This window comes from Bacillus sp. GW823-FHT06A11, assembly GCF_058795355.1.
The window spans coordinates 30610-48385 of the sequence record NZ_JBXAHS010000014.1; the positions used below are offsets into that span (position 1 = coordinate 30610).

General features: G+C 36.9%; 16 protein-coding genes. All 16 read left to right on the forward strand.

Going from position 1 to position 17776, the window contains the following annotated elements; all coding sequences use genetic code 11:
• Positions 1 to 173 precede the first annotated feature (173 nt).
• The 16 genes from spoIIE to lysS all read left to right on the forward strand — a co-directional run bounded on the left by spoIIE (position 174) and on the right by lysS (position 17402).
• Positions 174 to 2645 (forward strand): stage II sporulation protein E, encoded by a 2472-nt coding sequence (gene spoIIE / locus AC1Q8L_RS29470; protein ID WP_001123550.1) that lies wholly within the window; start codon positions 174 to 176, stop codon positions 2643 to 2645.
• Between the two features lie 230 nt (positions 2646 to 2875).
• Positions 2876 to 4306, forward strand: a complete 1431-nt coding sequence (tilS, locus tag AC1Q8L_RS29475; protein ID WP_000655457.1) for a tRNA lysidine(34) synthetase TilS — start codon at positions 2876 to 2878, stop codon at positions 4304 to 4306.
• A complete protein-coding gene (hpt, locus tag AC1Q8L_RS29480) occupies positions 4303 to 4845 on the forward strand; it encodes a hypoxanthine phosphoribosyltransferase (RefSeq protein ID WP_000981846.1) in 543 nt (180 codons plus the stop codon). The genes tilS and hpt overlap by 4 nt, the downstream gene beginning before the upstream one ends.
• Before the next feature lie 85 nt (positions 4846 to 4930).
• Complete coding sequence (ftsH, locus tag AC1Q8L_RS29485; RefSeq protein ID WP_001079669.1) at positions 4931 to 6832, forward strand: ATP-dependent zinc metalloprotease FtsH; 1902 nt, start codon at positions 4931 to 4933, stop codon at positions 6830 to 6832.
• A 244-nt stretch (positions 6833 to 7076) separates the two neighbouring features.
• Complete coding sequence (locus AC1Q8L_RS29490; RefSeq protein ID WP_000578365.1) at positions 7077 to 7865, forward strand: type III pantothenate kinase; 789 nt, start codon at positions 7077 to 7079, stop codon at positions 7863 to 7865.
• Positions 7866 to 7871: 6 nt separating this feature from the next.
• On the forward strand, positions 7872 to 8747 hold the full coding sequence (hslO, locus tag AC1Q8L_RS29495; protein WP_000656367.1) for a redox-regulated molecular chaperone HslO: 876 nt from the start codon (positions 7872 to 7874) through the stop codon (positions 8745 to 8747).
• A 104-nt stretch (positions 8748 to 8851) separates the two neighbouring features.
• Positions 8852 to 9775: a cysteine synthase A gene (cysK, locus tag AC1Q8L_RS29500; RefSeq protein WP_001261712.1), complete on the forward strand. Its 924-nt coding sequence runs from the start codon at positions 8852 to 8854 to the stop codon at positions 9773 to 9775.
• Positions 9776 to 9997: 222 nt separating this feature from the next.
• Positions 9998 to 11395, forward strand: a complete 1398-nt coding sequence (gene pabB / locus AC1Q8L_RS29505) for an aminodeoxychorismate synthase component I (protein WP_001189705.1) — start codon at positions 9998 to 10000, stop codon at positions 11393 to 11395.
• A gap of 5 nt (positions 11396 to 11400) precedes the next feature.
• The gene (gene pabA / locus AC1Q8L_RS29510; RefSeq protein WP_000602297.1) at positions 11401 to 11988 is read left to right on the forward strand and encodes an aminodeoxychorismate/anthranilate synthase component II; all 588 of its coding nucleotides are present in this window, start codon (positions 11401 to 11403) and stop codon (positions 11986 to 11988) included.
• Positions 11982 to 12854, forward strand: coding sequence for an aminodeoxychorismate lyase (gene pabC, locus AC1Q8L_RS29515; protein ID WP_000909883.1), 873 nt, complete (start codon positions 11982 to 11984; stop codon positions 12852 to 12854). Before pabA ends, pabC begins: the two co-directional genes overlap by 7 nt.
• Positions 12829 to 13689 carry a dihydropteroate synthase gene (folP, locus tag AC1Q8L_RS29520; RefSeq protein WP_002094216.1) on the forward strand — a complete coding sequence of 287 codons (861 nt, stop codon included), beginning with the start codon at positions 12829 to 12831 and terminating at the stop codon, positions 13687 to 13689. The genes pabC and folP overlap by 26 nt, the downstream gene beginning before the upstream one ends.
• Positions 13690 to 14052, forward strand: a complete 363-nt coding sequence (folB, locus tag AC1Q8L_RS29525) for a dihydroneopterin aldolase (RefSeq protein WP_000358069.1) — start codon at positions 13690 to 13692, stop codon at positions 14050 to 14052.
• A complete protein-coding gene (folK, locus tag AC1Q8L_RS29530) occupies positions 14049 to 14564 on the forward strand; it encodes a 2-amino-4-hydroxy-6-hydroxymethyldihydropteridine diphosphokinase (protein ID WP_001059456.1) in 516 nt (171 codons plus the stop codon). Before folB ends, folK begins: the two co-directional genes overlap by 4 nt.
• Positions 14516 to 14719 carry a helix-turn-helix domain-containing protein gene (locus AC1Q8L_RS29535; RefSeq protein WP_000387030.1) on the forward strand — a complete coding sequence of 68 codons (204 nt, stop codon included), beginning with the start codon at positions 14516 to 14518 and terminating at the stop codon, positions 14717 to 14719. Before folK ends, AC1Q8L_RS29535 begins: the two co-directional genes overlap by 49 nt.
• 23 nt (positions 14720 to 14742) lie before the next feature.
• Positions 14743 to 15741: a tRNA dihydrouridine synthase DusB gene (gene dusB, locus AC1Q8L_RS29540; protein ID WP_000912249.1), complete on the forward strand. Its 999-nt coding sequence runs from the start codon at positions 14743 to 14745 to the stop codon at positions 15739 to 15741.
• A gap of 161 nt (positions 15742 to 15902) precedes the next feature.
• On the forward strand, positions 15903 to 17402 hold the full coding sequence (lysS, locus tag AC1Q8L_RS29545) for a lysine--tRNA ligase (protein ID WP_000369686.1): 1500 nt from the start codon (positions 15903 to 15905) through the stop codon (positions 17400 to 17402).
• The last annotated feature ends 374 nt before the right edge of the window (positions 17403 to 17776 follow it).

Consider the following 17776-nt stretch of genomic DNA (forward strand, 5'->3'; position numbering starts at 1 on the left):
TCTGAATATTTAATTAAAAAATCAAGGATAACTTACATACCGTGTATATCTGTAGAGTTATTTCGAATAAAAAGTCGAACGATTATAAAAGTGAAAACTGTTGTTTTGACAAAAATCCCAACAATCATCTTTTATAATGACAGTAATTAAACTATGCAGGTGGTGTTAAAAATATGCCTAAAGCAGGAAGGAATACTATGAATACAAGTGCATTGGCAATGAATGAGAGTCAGCTTGGAGGAATAAAGTGGACGAGTAAGTTGCGAATGAAATTCGAACAAGTTTTCTTTAGATGGGGATTTATTATTGTTGTTATTGGTTTTCTTTTGGGAAGAGCATATATATTAACAAATATTTTACCGTTTGCACTACCGTTTTTTGCTGCTGTTTATGTTATGAAGCGGGATAAGATGCCGCTAGCATTTTTAGCTCTAATGGGAGGAGCTCTTTCAGTCTCGATAGATAATTTGTTTTTTACTTTTGCATCTATCTTTACTTTCTTCATTTATAATATCTTCTTTAGTAGATTTACACGTAAAACCGTTGGACTTGTTCCATTTCAAGTATTTATCTCCGCATTAACCGCACACTTAGTTGTTGTATATTTTGCGCAACAAACTGTCACCATGTACGATTTACTCGTTAGTACCATTGAGGCTGGGCTTAGTTTCGTATTAACTATGATATTTTTACAAAGTGTCCCGCTTTTAGTGGAAAGGAAAGGAAAGCAACAGGCGTTAGAGACGGAAGAAATTGTTTGTTTGATTATATTACTAGCATCTGTTTTAACGGGTACAACAGATTGGTTTGTATATGATGCTTCTATTCAACATATTTTTACAAGGTATTTAGTACTAGTATTTGCATTTATTGCGGGTGCTGCTACAGGATCTACAGTGGGGGTAGTAACAGGATTGATATTAAGTTTAGCAAATGTGTCTAGTTTGTCTCAGCTTAGCCTTCTCGCTTTTTCTGGATTACTTGGTGGGTTGTTAAAAGAAGGGAAGCGTTTAGGTGTTAGTTTAGGTTTATTAATAGGGACAAGCTTAATCACATTATATGTAGACAAGCAGACAAATATTGTAACAACTTTAATTGAGTCAGGTGTAGCGATTGCTATCTTCTTATTAACGCCAAAGCTTGTTTTGGATCGTATTGCTAAATTTATGCCAGGTACACAAGAGCATTCGCAAGATCAACAACAATATTTAAGAAGGATGCGTGATGTTACAGCGAACAAAATCAACCAATTCGCAAATGTATTTGCTGCTTTATCTAATAGTTTTTCTGTATATGGGTATGTAGAGGAAGAAGATAAAGAGACAGAAGCAGATTTGTTTTTGAGTACAATTACTGCGAAAACATGTCAAACGTGCTTTAAAAAGGATCAATGCTGGGTAGTGAATTTCGATAAAACGTACGATTATATGAAACAAATAATGAATGAAACGGAAGAAGGAACCCTGCAACATAATCGTAAATTAGTTCGTGAGTGGGATAAGCATTGTGTGAGAGGGAAAAAAGTGACGGATTTAGTAGCGGGTGAATTAGATCACTTCTATGAGGGACAAAAATTGCGAAAACAAATGAAGGAAAATCGTAGAATAGTAGCGGAGCAACTATTAGGTGTATCAAAGGTTATGGAAGATTTTGCTAAGGAAATACAACGAGAGCGTGAAAATCATCAAGTGCAGGAAGAGCAGATTATGCAAGCGTTCCGTGATTTTGGTGTCGAAGTAGAGCATGTTGATATTTATTGTTTAGATAGAGGAAGTATTGATATTGAAATGTTGATTCCAGTTGCATCTAATGAACATGGTGAATGTGAAAAGTTAGTTGCACCGATGCTTTCGGATATCCTTAAAGAAAATATTGTCGTTAAACATGAAGAAAAGTCTTCTTATCCGAATGGCCACAGTTTAATATCATTTGGTTCGGCGAAGACGTATTCTCTTGATACAGGATTGGCTACAGCCGCAAAAGGCGGTGGGTTTGTTTCGGGTGACTCTTATGCGATGATGGATTTAAGTGTTGGTAAATACGCACTTGCGATTAGTGATGGTATGGGTAATGGGCAAAGAGCTCATATGGAAAGTAAGGAAACGGTGAAATTATTACAAAAAATACTCCAATCGGGTATTGATGAAGAAATAGCTATTAAGTCTATCAATTCAATTCTTTCTTTGAGAACGACAGAAGAGATGTTTACAACATTAGATTTAGCTATGGTAGATTTGCGGGATGCGAGTGCTAGGTTTTTAAAGATTGGATCAACCCCGAGTTTTGTTAAACGCGCGAATAATATTTTGAAAATTGAAGCAAGTAATTTGCCGATGGGAATCATCGAAGATGTTGAAGTTGATGTGGTGGGTGAACAATTAAAAACGGGCGATATCCTTATTATGATGAGCGATGGGATTTTTGAGGGCGCGCAGCATGTAGAGAATCATGAATTATGGATGAAGCGGAAAATTAAAGAATTGCAAACCGAAGACCCGCAAGAAATTGCTGATATCATTATGGAAGAAGTGATTCGCTCTTGTGATGGTTATATAAATGATGATATGACTATTGTGGTGGCAAAAGTGAAGAAAAATATGCCGAAGTGGGCTACGATTCCGATTGTAGGAATGCAGGCGCAGTAAAATATAAGTGGAATGTTTATCTATAATTTGATTTTAAAAACCTAGGTGAATACCTAGGTTTTTTTGTGGGAAAAGGTAATGTTATTGATTTTATGAATATACACGGAGGATGTAAGATAAAAATGTAATTTTTGTATATCTTTTTTTTGCACAATGTTTGTAAAAGTTGTACCATTATAGACAAGGTAACTAACGTTGCTGTTCTTGTTTAATGAAAGGTGATTGCGAAGTTGAAAGATACATTTGTTGAAAAAGTAGATGACTTTGTAAAGCAGCATGATGTATTAAAGAATGATTCAACAATTGTTGTGGGAGTTTCTGGTGGTCCTGACTCGTTAGCCCTTTTATATTATTTATTAGAAAAAAGAGCGGAAAAACAGTTGGAAATTGTAGTAGCTCATGTAGATCATATGTTTAGAGGTGATGAATCTCATGAGGATTTACAGTTTGTGCAGGACCTTTGTGAAGAACTGGGAATTATTTGTGAAACGATAAGGATTAATGTATCACAATATCAACAGCAATACGGAATGAATGCACAGGTTGCTGCTAGAGAATGCAGATATGCATTTTTGGAAAGAATAATGAAGAAATATGATGCAAGATATGTTGCTCTTGGACATCATGGAGATGATCAAGTCGAGACAATTTTAATGCGTCTTGTAAGAGGGAGTACTCCGAAAGGATATGCAGGAATTGCAGTGAAGCGTCCTTTTCATAATGGATATTTAATTAGGCCGTTACTTGGGGTAACGAAGGAAGAAATTGTTGATTACTGTAATAAGCTAAATTTAATTCCACGTATAGATCCGAGTAATAAAAAGGAAGTATATACAAGGAATCGATTACGTAAATATGTCCTTCCTCACTTAAAAGAAGAAAATCCACAAATGCATGAGAAATTCCAAAAATTTAGCGTGCAGATGCAAGAGGATGAGGCTTATTTGCAGGAATTAGCTTTTGAGAAAATGAATAAAGTAATTACAAAAAAAAGTGATAAACAAATTAGCTTATCAATTCCTGCCTTTGAATCCATGTCTATGCCTTTACAAAGAAGAGGGATTCAACTAATATTAAACTATCTTTATGAATATAAGATTCCATCTTCTCTTTCTTCTATACATATTGACAAGGTGATTGAGTTTTTTAAGCGGACACAACCTTCAGGTTCACTTGATTTTCCAGGTGATTTGAAAATTGTTCGCACATACGAGGAGTGTAGCTTTAGATTTAAACAAGAAATTGTCTCTCCTTTTTTGCAAGATTTATCAGTACCCGGGACCATTACACTATTGAACGGGGATGAATTTGTAACAGAGGTGAGCGAAGATATACCAAGTAACATGAATGAAACAGTATTTGTTGCTAAGTATAATGATATATCATATCCACTTCGTATTCGTTCTAGGGAAAATGGAGATCGCATGTCAATACAAGGTATGGATGGCACGAAAAAGATAAAAGCTATTTTTATCGAAGCGAAAGTACCAAAAGAAAAAAGAGAAGAATGGCCGGTCGTTTGTGATGCAAGTGGGAACATTATTTGGGTACCCTTGTTGAAGCGATCTGCATTTGCAATTTCGAAAGAGATGGCAAAGAAGGGTAAATATATGATTATTCACTACAAAAGCAAGGAGTCTTCCGGGAGGATAATGAAATGATGAATCAAGATATCGAAAAAGTATTAATTTCTGAAGAACAAATACAAGAAAAGGTGCGCGAACTAGGTGCAGTTATTGCAGAGGATTATAAAAACACAGTACCTCTTGCAATTGGTGTATTAAAAGGCGCAATGCCATTTATGGCAGATTTATTAAAGAGAACAGATACATATCTTGAAATGGATTTTATGGCTGTATCTAGTTATGGTCACTCTACAGTTTCAACAGGCGAAGTGAAAATTTTAAAAGATCTTGATACTTCTGTAGAAGGTCGCGATATTTTAATCGTCGAAGATATTATTGATAGTGGTCTTACACTAAGCTACTTAGTAGACTTATTCAAATATCGTAAAGCGAAGTCTGTAAAAATTGTTACATTATTAGATAAGCCAACAGGCCGTAAGGTTGATCTGAAAGCGGATTATGTTGGATTTACTGTTCCACATGAATTTGTAGTAGGATATGGATTAGATTATAAAGAGCAGTACCGTAATCTTCCTTATGTAGGCGTATTAAAACCAAGCGTTTACTCAAATTAATTAAATACAGGCTTTACAATTGTATAGGAAAGTTTTTCTATGTTACGATTTACTATAGTGTTTATGCCGTGAGAGGAGGTTAGGAATGAATCGTATCTTCCGTAATACCATCTTTTATTTACTGATATTCTTAGTAGTAATTGGAATCGTGAGCTATTTTAATGGTTCGACACAAAAAACGACATCAGTTAGCTACGACAAATTCATTACTAAACTAGAAAGCGGTGAAGTGCGTAATGTGCAACTTCAACCGAAAAATGGTGTATTTGAGGTAAAAGGACAATTCAATAACTCTAGCCAAGGAGAACAATTTGTTACTTATGCACCAAATACTGAGGAATTACAAAAGAAAATCAATGATAAAGCGAAAGGTGCCGAAGTTAAGTATCAACCAGCAGAAGAAACAAGTGCTTGGGTAACATTCTTTACTTCAATCATTCCGTTTGTCATCATCTTCATTTTATTCTTCTTCTTATTAAACCAGGCTCAAGGCGGCGGTAGCCGTGTTATGAACTTCGGGAAAAGTAAGGCGAAGTTATATAATGATGAAAAGAAAAAAGTTCGTTTCAGAGATGTTGCTGGGGCGGATGAAGAGAAACAAGAACTTGTCGAGGTAGTTGAATTCTTAAAAGACCCTCGTAAGTTTTCTGAAGTTGGTGCCCGTATTCCAAAGGGTGTCCTATTAGTTGGACCTCCAGGTACAGGTAAAACTTTATTAGCACGTGCTGTTGCAGGTGAGGCTGGCGTTCCATTCTTCTCTATCAGTGGTTCTGACTTTGTAGAGATGTTTGTCGGTGTCGGTGCATCACGTGTACGTGATTTATTTGAAAATGCAAAGAAAAATGCTCCTTGTATCATTTTCATTGATGAAATTGATGCAGTAGGTCGTCAACGTGGCGCAGGTCTTGGTGGTGGTCATGATGAGCGTGAGCAAACATTGAACCAGTTACTTGTTGAAATGGATGGATTCGGTGCAAACGAAGGTATTATTATCATTGCTGCGACAAACCGTCCAGACATTCTTGACCCAGCGTTATTACGTCCAGGTCGTTTTGACCGTCAAATTACAGTAGATCGTCCAGATGTAAATGGCCGTGAAGCTGTACTGAAAGTACATGCGCGTAATAAACCGCTTGATGAGCATATTAATTTAAGAGCAATTGCGACTCGTACACCAGGATTCTCTGGTGCGGATCTTGAAAACTTATTAAACGAAGCTGCTTTAGTAGCTGCACGTCGAGATAAGAAGAAGATTGATATGAGTGATATCGATGAAGCAACGGATCGTGTTATTGCAGGTCCAGCTAAGAAAAGTCGTGTTATCTCTGAAAAAGAACGTAATATCGTTGCTTTCCATGAAGCAGGCCATACTGTAATTGGTGTTGTTCTTGATGAAGCTGATGTCGTTCATAAAGTAACAATTGTCCCTCGTGGTCAGGCTGGTGGATATGCGGTAATGCTTCCGAAGGAAGATCGTTACTTCATGACAAAGCCAGAGTTACTTGATAAAATCACTGGTTTACTTGGTGGTCGAGTAGCTGAGGAGATTGTATTTGGTGAAGCAAGTACAGGTGCTCACAACGATTTCCAACGTGCAACTGGTATTGCAAGACGTATGGTTACGGAATTCGGTATGAGTGATAAGCTTGGACCGATGCAATTTGGTAGCTCACAAGGTGGTCAGGTATTCTTAGGAAGAGACTTCCATTCAGAACAAAACTACAGTGATGCAATCGCACATGAAATTGATGTGGAAATGCAAACAATTATTAAAGAATGTTATGCTCGTGCGAAACATATTCTTACTGAAAAACGAGATAAGCTTGATATTATCGCGAAAACGTTACTTGAAGTAGAAACATTAGACGCAGAGCAAATTAATCATTTATATGATTATGGCAGATTACCTGAGCGTCCAACATCTTCAGATGATGTGAAAGTAAACATCAATATGAAGAAAGACGATGAAGATAAAGAAGATAAGTAAGAAATGAAGGAGTGACTATCGTCACTCCTTTTTTGTTTGTTAAGATTTTTGTTAATTACTATTAAGGGCTTAGTGGATAAAGTAATTTAAGTAAAACTAGTATTAAAAATTGAAATAGAGAGCAATCTTTTTGTAAAATGATGAGGATAGGAAAGCTGATTATATAAGTATGTGTGATATGATGTTTTTATAAGTTTTATACATACTACACAAATATAGATTAAATAAGATAAGTGGTGAGAATATGATTTTTGTATTGGATGTAGGGAACACAAATGCTGTACTAGGCGTGTTTGAAGAGGGGGAACTTCGTCAGCATTGGCGCATGGAAACAGATCGTCATAAGACAGAAGATGAATATGGAATGCTTGTAAAACAGTTACTTGATCATGAGGGTCTTTCGTTTGAAGATGTGAAAGGTATTATTGTGTCTTCAGTCGTACCACCAATTATGTTCGCTTTAGAACGTATGTGTGAAAAATATTTTAAAATTAAACCGCTTGTAGTAGGGCCTGGAATAAAAACGGGGCTAAATATTAAATATGAAAATCCACGTGAAGTAGGCGCAGATCGAATTGTAAATGCAGTAGCGGGAATCCAATTGTATGGAAGTCCACTTATTATTGTTGATTTTGGTACGGCTACTACATATTGTTATATTAATGAAGAAAAGCATTATATGGGTGGAGTTATTACGCCAGGAATTATGATTTCAGCAGAGGCTTTATATAGTAGGGCAGCAAAACTTCCTCGTATTGAAATTACAAAACCGAGCAGTGTTGTTGGGAAGAATACAGTAAGTGCGATGCAATCAGGTATTCTTTATGGTTATGTAGGACAAGTGGAAGGTATTGTTAAGCGTATGAAAGAAGAAGCTAAACAAGAACCGAAAGTTATTGCAACAGGTGGATTGGCGAAATTAATTTCAGAAGAATCGAATGTAATTGATATTGTAGATCCATTTTTAACGTTAAAAGGCTTGTATATGTTATATGAGCGTAATGCAAATTTACAGCATGAGAAAGGTGAATAAATAAGTATGAAAGATTATTTAGTAAAAGCGTTAGCGTTTGATGGAGAAGTACGTGCGTATAGTGTACGTACAACGAATACAGTAAGTGAGGCACAAAGACGTCATGATACATGGAGGACAGCTTCGGCGGCACTTGGTCGTTCTTTAACTGCAGGTACAATGATGGGTGCGATGTTAAAAGGTGATCAAAAGTTAACGATTAAGGTAGAAGGTAATGGTCCGATTGGCCCTATCTTAGTAGATGCTCATGCAAATGGGGATGTACGTGGCTACGTAACGAATCCACATGTTGATTTTGAAGGAACGGAACAAGGGAAATTACGTGTATATCAAGCGGTAGGTACAGAAGGGTTTGTAACAGTAATTAAAGATATTGGTATGCGTGAGCCGTTTATCGGTCAATCTCCAATCGTTTCGGGAGAACTAGGGGAAGATTTCACGTATTATTTCGCAGTTTCTGAGCAGACGCCTTCTTCTGTTGGTGTGGGTGTACTTGTAAATGGAGATGACAGCGTATTAGCGGCGGGTGGATTTATCCTTCAAATTATGCCGGGCGCACAGGAAGAAACAATTTCATTCATTGAAGATCGTTTGCAAAAAATCCCGCCTGTATCAACATTGATCGAACAAGGTCTTTCTCCAGAAGAGCTACTATATGCAGTCCTTGGAGAAGATAAAGTAAAAGTATTAGAAACAATGGATGTTCAATTTAATTGTACGTGCTCACGTGAACGTATTGAGAGTGTGTTAATTAGTTTAGGTAAAACAGAGTTAGAGCAAATTCGTGAAGAAGAAGAAGAAACAGAAGTTCATTGTCATTTCTGTAATGAACGATACAAGTTCTCTAAAGAAGATATTACAAATTTAATTGAGAATTTGTAATAAGGGGATTAACCCTCCGAATAGATTGACAAACAGGGAATTTTCTGACAAAATCTAAATATAGATAAAACCAATAAAAATACTCGGTGTTAGGAGTGACAGGAATGCGAGTGGCACAATCAGTTTCAGAATTAATCGGGAAAACGCCGATCGTTAAGTTGAACCGCATCGTAGAATCAGACAGCGCAGATATATACTTAAAACTAGAATTTATGAATCCAGGGAGTAGCGTTAAAGATCGTATTGCACTAGCTATGATTGAAGATGCTGAAAAAAAGGGATTGTTAAAAGAGGGCGATACAATCATTGAGCCAACAAGTGGTAACACAGGGATTGGTTTAGCGATGGTAGCGGCTGCTAAAGGATATAATGCAATTTTAGTAATGCCAGAAACAATGAGTATTGAGCGTCGTAATTTATTACGTGCTTACGGTGCTGAATTAGTATTGACTCCAGGTCCTGAAGGGATGGGTGGAGCAATTCGTAAAGCGACTGAATTAGCGAAAGAGCATGGCTACTTTATACCACAACAGTTCAAAAACCAATCAAATCCAGAAATTCACCGTTTAACAACAGGTCCAGAAATTATTGAACAAATGGGCGACCAATTAGATGCGTTTATTGCAGGTATTGGTACAGGTGGAACGATTACTGGTGCTGGTGAAGTGCTGAAGGAAGCGTATAAAGATATTAAAATTTATGCAGTAGAACCTGCAGATTCACCAGTATTATCTGGGGGGAAACCAGGTCCACATAAAATCCAAGGAATTGGGGCGGGATTTGTTCCGGAGACGTTGGATGTAGAAGTATATGATGAAATTATTCAAGTGAAAACAGAGCAAGCATTTGAATATGCGAGAAGAGTGGCTAAAGAGGAAGGTATTTTAGTTGGTATCTCTTCAGGCGCAGTTATTTATGCAGCAACAGAAGTTGCGAAAAAGTTAGGTAAAGGGAAAAAGGTACTTGTTATTATCCCGAGTAACGGTGAACGTTATTTAAGTACACCACTTTATCAATTTGAATCATAATTAAATGCGATTGAAAAAGCATCCTTGAAAAAGGATGCTTTTTCTTTTTGGATTGGAAATAGGAAAAGAGTGAATGACTAGAAAACTTCATGTAAAATAAGAGGTAGTATAATTAAATTATTTTCACTAGCCTTCGAGTATAATCAATCTCTATATAAATAACTTATGTAGTTGGAGCTGGTTCATCTAAGAGGGTGGGATAAAAGAAGACGGGGTGTTGATATGCAACGAAGAAAATCTTTAGCGCTTTCTATTCCATATCAGTTAGATTTCTTTAAGCAATATAAATTTCTTTCTCAGGATAAGCCGCAACATATTTTGCTGGAAAGTGGACGTGGCGGTCGTTATAACATAGTGGGTTTAAACCCGGTAGCGGTAATCCAAGGGAAGGGTGAAAAGTTACATATAAGTGAAAGCGGTAAGGAAACAATAAAAAGAGGGAATCCATTAGATTTAATGCAAGAATATATGGAGAAATGGAAAACAGACTACAATCCAGAGTACCCGCCTTTTCAAGGTGGTGCAATTGGCTACTTTAGTTATGATTGTATCCGTTATATCGAAAAACTCCCTTCTCTTGCAGAGGATGATCTGAATATACCCGATATATACTTTTTATTATTTGACGATGTGTTTGTCTATGATCAAAAAGAAAAGCTATTGTGGATTATTACACATTATGTAGATAAGCGTGCAGAAGCAGAAGAACGTTTAAATGAATGGAAGGATCTTTGGGTGGCAGAAGTGCCTGAAGTGACTATGCCGTTTGAACGTCCTAAAAAGAAAAATGAAGCGGTTGCCTTTACAGAAACAGGCTTTATGAAGGCAGTTGAATGTATTCAAGAATATATTGGAGCGGGTGATGTGTTCCAAGTAAACTTGTCGACTAGACAAGAAAGAACTTTACAAACGCATCCACTAGAAATTTATACAAGTCTTCGTGAAATTAATCCATCTCCATATATGGGTTACCTGGAGCTTGGGGATTTTCAAATTGTTAGTGGATCGCCAGAGTTGTTAATTAAGAAACAAGGAACTGAAGTAAGTACAAGACCAATTGCTGGAACGAGATCTAGAGGCGCGGATGAGCAAGAGGATGAAGAATTAGCAAGAGAATTAATTGAGAACGAAAAAGAAAGAGCAGAGCATGTAATGCTTGTGGATTTAGAAAGAAATGATTTAGGGCGTGTTTGTAAATATGGCACTGTAGAAGTAGATGAATTTATGGTAATTGAGAAATACTCACATGTTATGCATATTGTTTCTAATGTGCGTGGTGAGGTGGAAGAAGATAAAGATGCTTTTGATTTAGTGAAGGCTGTATTCCCTGGTGGAACAATTACTGGTGCCCCGAAAATACGTACAATGGAAATTATTGAGGAATTAGAACCTGTTCGCCGAGGGATTTATACAGGTTCAATCGGTTGGATTGGTTATTCTGGAGATACAGAATTGAATATTGTAATTAGAACACTTCTTGCTAAAGATGGAAAAGCTCATGTACAAGCGGGGGCGGGAATTGTAATTGATTCAAATCCGGAAAACGAATATAAAGAGTCGTTAAAAAAGGCGATTGCTTTATGGCGTGCAAAAGAACGTAGCGAAGAAACGGTTAGGTGAGAGAAATGATATTAATGATTGATAATTATGATTCTTTTACATTTAATTTAGTGCAGTTTCTTGGAGAACTTGGACAAGAGCTCGTTGTTAAACGTAACGATGAAGTGACGATTTCAGATATCGAGAATATGAAACCAGATTTTCTAATGATTTCTCCAGGTCCATGTAGTCCTAATGAAGCGGGGATTAGTATGGAAGTTATTAAATACTTCGCGGGGAAGATTCCGATTTTTGGAGTTTGTTTAGGGCATCAATCTATTGCACAAGTGTTTGGTGGAGAGGTTGTTCGTGCAGAACGATTAATGCATGGGAAAACTTCGCTTATGCATCATGATGGAAAGACGATTTTTTCGGATATTCCTAATCCGTTTACTGCGACGCGCTATCATTCCCTTATTGTTAAGAAAGAGACGTTACCAGATTGCTTAGAGGTAACATCTTGGACGGAGGAAGGGGAAATTATGGCACTTCGTCATAAGACATTGCCGATAGAGGGTGTGCAATTCCATCCGGAATCTATTATGACTTCTCATGGGAAAGAGTTATTGCAGAATTTCATTCGTAAATACAGTCCAAGTGCGACATTATGTTAATTTACGTAAATGGTCAGTATGTAGAAGCAAGTGAAGCGAGAATTTCTCCTTATGATCATGGTTATTTATATGGTCTTGGAGTTTTTGAAACGTTTCGTATTTATAATGGTCATCCTTTCTTATTGGATGATCATTATGACCGTTTAATAGAGGCGCTGGATACATTGCAAATTAAATGGACAATGACAAAAAATGATGTGATGCTTATTTTGAAAGATTTACTCGCTAAGAATGAATTGAAGCATGCATATGTACGTTTTAATGTATCGGCAGGTATAGATGAAATAGGATTACAAACGGAAATATACGAAGAGCCTTCGGTTATTGTTTTTATAAAACCTTTAACAGCTTCAGGAGATGTAGTAGAAAAAGAAGGTGTTATTTTAAAACAAGTGCGAAATACACCGGAAGGGACATTTCGCCTGAAGTCTCATCACTATTTAAATAATATTTTAGGTAAGCGTGAAATTGGAAATGTTGTGAGCAAGGAAGGTATTTTCCTTACTGAAGCAGGTTATGTTGCAGAGGGTATTGTTTCGAATCTATTTTTTGTGAAAGGTGATGTTTTATATACACCTTCGTTAGAGACAGGTATTTTAAATGGTATCACTCGTGCGTTTATTATAAAGAGTGCTGAAGAATTAAATATAGAAGTAAAGGAAGGTTTCTTTACAAAAGATGAGCTACTTTCAGCGGATGAAGTCTTCGTAACAAACTCCATTCAAGAAATTGTTCCGCTTTATCGTATAGAAGCGCAGGATTTCCCGGGTAAAGTAGGAGTGGTTACAAAAAGTTTAATGTACCTTTATGGAATGCAAAGAGAGAAATTATGGAGCAGAAATGAATTACGAAGAGGAGATGTGTAGTTTGAAGTGGGATTATGATTTACGCTGCGGCGAATATACATTGAATTTAAATGAAAAGACATTAATTATGGGGATTTTAAATGTAACACCAGATTCGTTTTCTGATGGTGGGAGTTACAACGAGGTAGATGCTGCGGTACGTCACGCAAAAGAAATGCAAGGTGAAGGTGCTCATATTATTGATATTGGTGGCGAATCTACTCGCCCAGGTTTTGCTAAAGTATCAGTAGAAGAAGAAATAAAGCGAGTCGTCCCGATGATTCAAGCAGTTTCAAAAGAAGTAAAATTACCTATATCTATCGATACATATAAAGCTGAAGTTGCAAAACAAGCAATTGAGGCTGGTGCTCATATTATTAATGATATTTGGGGGGCGAAGGCGGAGCCGAAAATTGCTGAAGTCGCAGCCCATTATGATGTACCCATCATTTTAATGCATAACCGTGATAATATGAATTATCGTAATTTAATGGCGGATATGATTGCTGATTTGTATGACAGTATTAAAATTGCTAAAAATACTGGTGTGCGAGATGAGAATATTATTTTAGATCCAGGTATCGGTTTTGCTAAAACACCGGAGCAGAACTTAGAGGCGATGCGTAATTTAGAACAGTTAAATGTGCTAGGTTATCCGGTTCTCTTAGGTACTTCGAGAAAGTCCTTTATTGGGCACGTATTAGATTTGCCAGTAGAGGAACGCCTTGAGGGAACGGGAGCTACTGTTTGTCTTGGTATTGAAAAGGGCTGTGAGTTTGTTCGTGTCCATGATGTGAAAGAAATGGCGCGTATGGCTAAAATGATGGATGCGATGATTGGTAAGGGGGTAAGGTAATTGGATAAAATTTATATCCATGATATGGAATTTTATGGTTATCATGGTGTGTTTCCAGAGGAGAATAGATTAGGTCAGAGATTTAAAGTTGACTTAACGGTGGAGTTGGATTTAAAGCGTGCAGGGGAAAGTGATGACTTAGAGCATTCTGTCAATTATGGAGAGCTTTTCGAATTATGTAGAAAAGTTGTTGAGGATAGAAAGTATAAGCTTGTGGAGAGTATCGCTGAAAATATTGCTGCAGATATATTAAAGCAATATAAAAGGATTTCACGGTGTACAATTAAGGTGATTAAACCAGATCCGCCGATACCGGGCCATTATCGCGCTGTAGCAGTAGAAATTACGAGAGAACGTCCATGAATAATATAGCGTACATTGCATTAGGGTCAAATATTGGAGAGCGTTATACGTATTTAACTGAAGCCATTCAGTTTTTAAATAAAAGTCCGTATATTCAAGTTGATGATGTTTCGTCAGTGTATGAAACTGATCCAGTTGGCTATACTGACCAAAGTTGTTTTTTAAATTTAGTTATAAAAATTTCTACCAATTTATCACCGCAAGAATTATTGAAAGTAACACAAAAAGTAGAAAATGACCTAGGAAGAAAAAGGGAAATTAGGTGGGGGCCGAGGACTATCGACCTTGACATTTTACTTTATAATCAAGAGAATATTGAAGCAGAGAATCTTATTGTTCCGCATCCGCGGATGTTCGAAAGAGCTTTTGTTATCGTTCCGTTGTTAGAGATTAATCAAGATATAAAACAAAACATTTCACGTTCACAAGTAGAAGAAATGAAAAGGCGAGAGGGAGTAACGGTATGGAAGCAGAAAAATGGGGAAGACGCATTCGTGCTTTTCGAAAGCTAAAAGGCTACACGCAAGAAGGTTTTGCTAAAGAATTAGGGGTATCAGTATCTGTTTTAGGTGAAGTTGAGAGAGGGAATCGATCGCCTTCTCAAGATTTTGTAGTAGAAGTTGCTAAGGCGTTAAATGTTTCGATAGATGAATTAATGCCAAAGTGACTGTGCAGGAAGGAGTAGGTTGATTGTTAAAGATTGCAAATATTGAGATGAAAAATCCGGTTGTATTAGCACCGATGGCGGGAGTGTGTAACTCTGCATTCCGTTTAACAGTTAAAGAATTTGGTGCAGGTTTAGTTTGTGCTGAAATGGTAAGTGATAAGGCAATATTACTGAATAACAAAAGAACATTAGATATGTTATATATTGATGAGAGAGAAAAACCATTAAGTTTACAAATTTTCGGTGGAGAGAAAGAAACGCTTGTAGATGCTGCGAAATACGTAGATAAATATACGACAGCAGACATTATTGATATTAATATGGGTTGCCCAGTACCGAAAATCGTTAAATGTGATGCGGGGGCAAGGTGGCTTCTAGATCCAAATAAAATATACGAAATGGTAGCAGCGGTTGTAGATGCTGTTGAAAAGCCGGTTACGGTTAAAATGCGTATCGGTTGGGATGAAGAACATATTTTCGCAATAGAAAATGCTAGAGCTGTTGAGCGTGCTGGCGGACAAGCTGTGGCGGTTCACGGACGTACGCGAGTGCAAATGTATGAAGGGAAAGCAGATTGGGATATCATTAAACAAGTAAAGCAAGCTGTGAATATCCCGGTTATCGGAAATGGTGATGTCGAAACACCGCAAGATGCGAAGCGTATGCTTGATGAGATTGGTGTAGATGGTGTTATGATTGGTCGTGCAGCTCTTGGGGATCCATGGATGATTTATCGTACGGTAAAGTATTTAGAGACAGGTGAATTAATGCCGGAACCAACAGTCCGTGAGAAAATTGATGTATGTATGTTGCATCTAGATCGTCTTATCGATTTAAAGAACGAAAATGTTGCTGTAAGAGAGATGAGAAAGCATGCGGCTTGGTATTTAAAAGGTGTTCGTGGTAATGCGAGTGTGCGTAATGGTATCAATACTTGCAACACGCGTGAAGACCTTGCGAATGTATTAGGTGCATTTGTAGAAGAAGTAGAGGCGAAACAACAAACAATTTACGTTGGTTAATAAGGAGGACGGAGAAGATTGACATTCTTCTACACACTTCCTATAATTACGTGAAAGAAAGAAGAACTGCCAGTTAGTTGCTGGCAGTTTTTCTAGTTGAGTAGAAAATGCTATACTGTATATATTGTAAAAATTAATAGAGCTGGAGTGATATCAATATCATGGATAACATGAACCACGAAGAATTAAACGACCAATTGCTTGTTCGTCGTGAAAAGTTACATAATTTACGTGAGCAAGGAATCGATCCGTTCGGTAAACGATTTGAACGCACAAATTCAACAACCGACTTAGTAAGTCTATATGGAGAATTCTCTAAAGAAGAATTAGAAGAGAAGGAAATCACGGTTTCTATCGCTGGTCGTATTATGACAAAACGCGGTAAAGGAAAAGCTGGATTCGCACACATTCAAGATTTACACGGACAAGTTCAAATTTACGTTCGTAAAGATACTGTTGGAGATGAAGAGTACGAGTTATTTACGACAGCAGATTTAGGTGACTTAGTAGGTATTGAAGGTAAAGTGTTCAAAACAAACGTTGGAGAACTTTCAGTAAAAGCAACAGGATTTACGCTTTTAACGAAATCTCTTCGTCCATTACCGGATAAATACCATGGATTAAAAGATGTTGAACAACGATACCGTCAACGTTACTTAGACTTAATTACAAGTATGGAAAGTCGTGAAACATTTGTTACTCGTAGTAAAATCATTCGTGAAATGAGAAGATATTTAGATGACAACGGTTATCTTGAAGTAGAAACGCCTATGATGCACGCGATTGCGGGTGGAGCATCTGCTCGTCCTTTCACTACGCATCATAATGCGTTAGATATGGAATTATATATGCGTATCGCAATTGAACTTCATTTAAAACGTCTTATTGTGGGCGGATTAGAAAAAGTTTATGAGATCGGCCGTGTATTCCGTAATGAGGGTGTATCAACTCGTCATAATCCTGAGTTTACGATGATTGAATTATATGAAGCGTACGCTGATTATAATGATATTATGAAACTAACAGAAAATATGGTTGCTCATATTGCGAAAAAAGTATTGGGTACAACAACGATCCAATATGGTGATTATGAAATTAATCTAGAACCAGAATGGACACGTCTTCATATGGTAGATGCAATTAAGCAACACTCTGGAGCGGATTTCTGGACTCCGATGAGTGTAGAAGAAGCGCGTGAGCTTGCAAAAGAACATAATGTAGAAATTAAGGATACAATGGAAGTTGGTCATATCATTAATGAGTTCTTCGAGCAAAAAGTAGAAGATAAATTAATTCAACCAACATTTATTTACGGTCATCCGGTAGAAATTTCGCCACTTGCGAAAAAGAATGACGAAGATCCACGATTCACAGATCGTTTCGAGTTATTTATCGTTGCACGTGAACATGCAAATGCATTCACTGAGTTAAACGATCCAATTGATCAAAAAGAACGTTTTGAAGCTCAATTAAAAGAGCGTGAGCAAGGTAATGACGAAGCTCACATGATGGATGATGATTATATCGAAGCTCTTGAGTACGGTATGCCTCCTACGGGTGGATTAGGAATCGGTATTGATCGTCTAGTTATGTTATTAACAAATGCACCATCTATTCGTGATGTATTATTATTCCCTGCTATGCGTCATAAACAAGACTAAGCTTTGGAGATTTCTCCAAAGCTTTTTTTATTTGAGTATGAGTTGCGTGGGTATAATAGATCTTGATGGTGCGAGAAATTATATTTATATAGAAGAAATGTGCTGTTTTTATACTTTTTTACTAAGTTAAAAATTTTATTAGAAAAACTATTGCATTTTAATAATTAAACTGGTATATTTATATCCGTTGCCACGAAAGGTAACAAGCAAAACAAACGAAAAACAACTTATTGAAAAAAGTTGTTGACGAAAATATAACAAAATGTTATATTGATAAAGTCGCTTGTGAGCGACAACGTAGTTCTTTGAAAACTGAACGAAACAAACAACGTGAAACGTCAATTTTTATTTTTAGATGCTAGACAAACTAACTT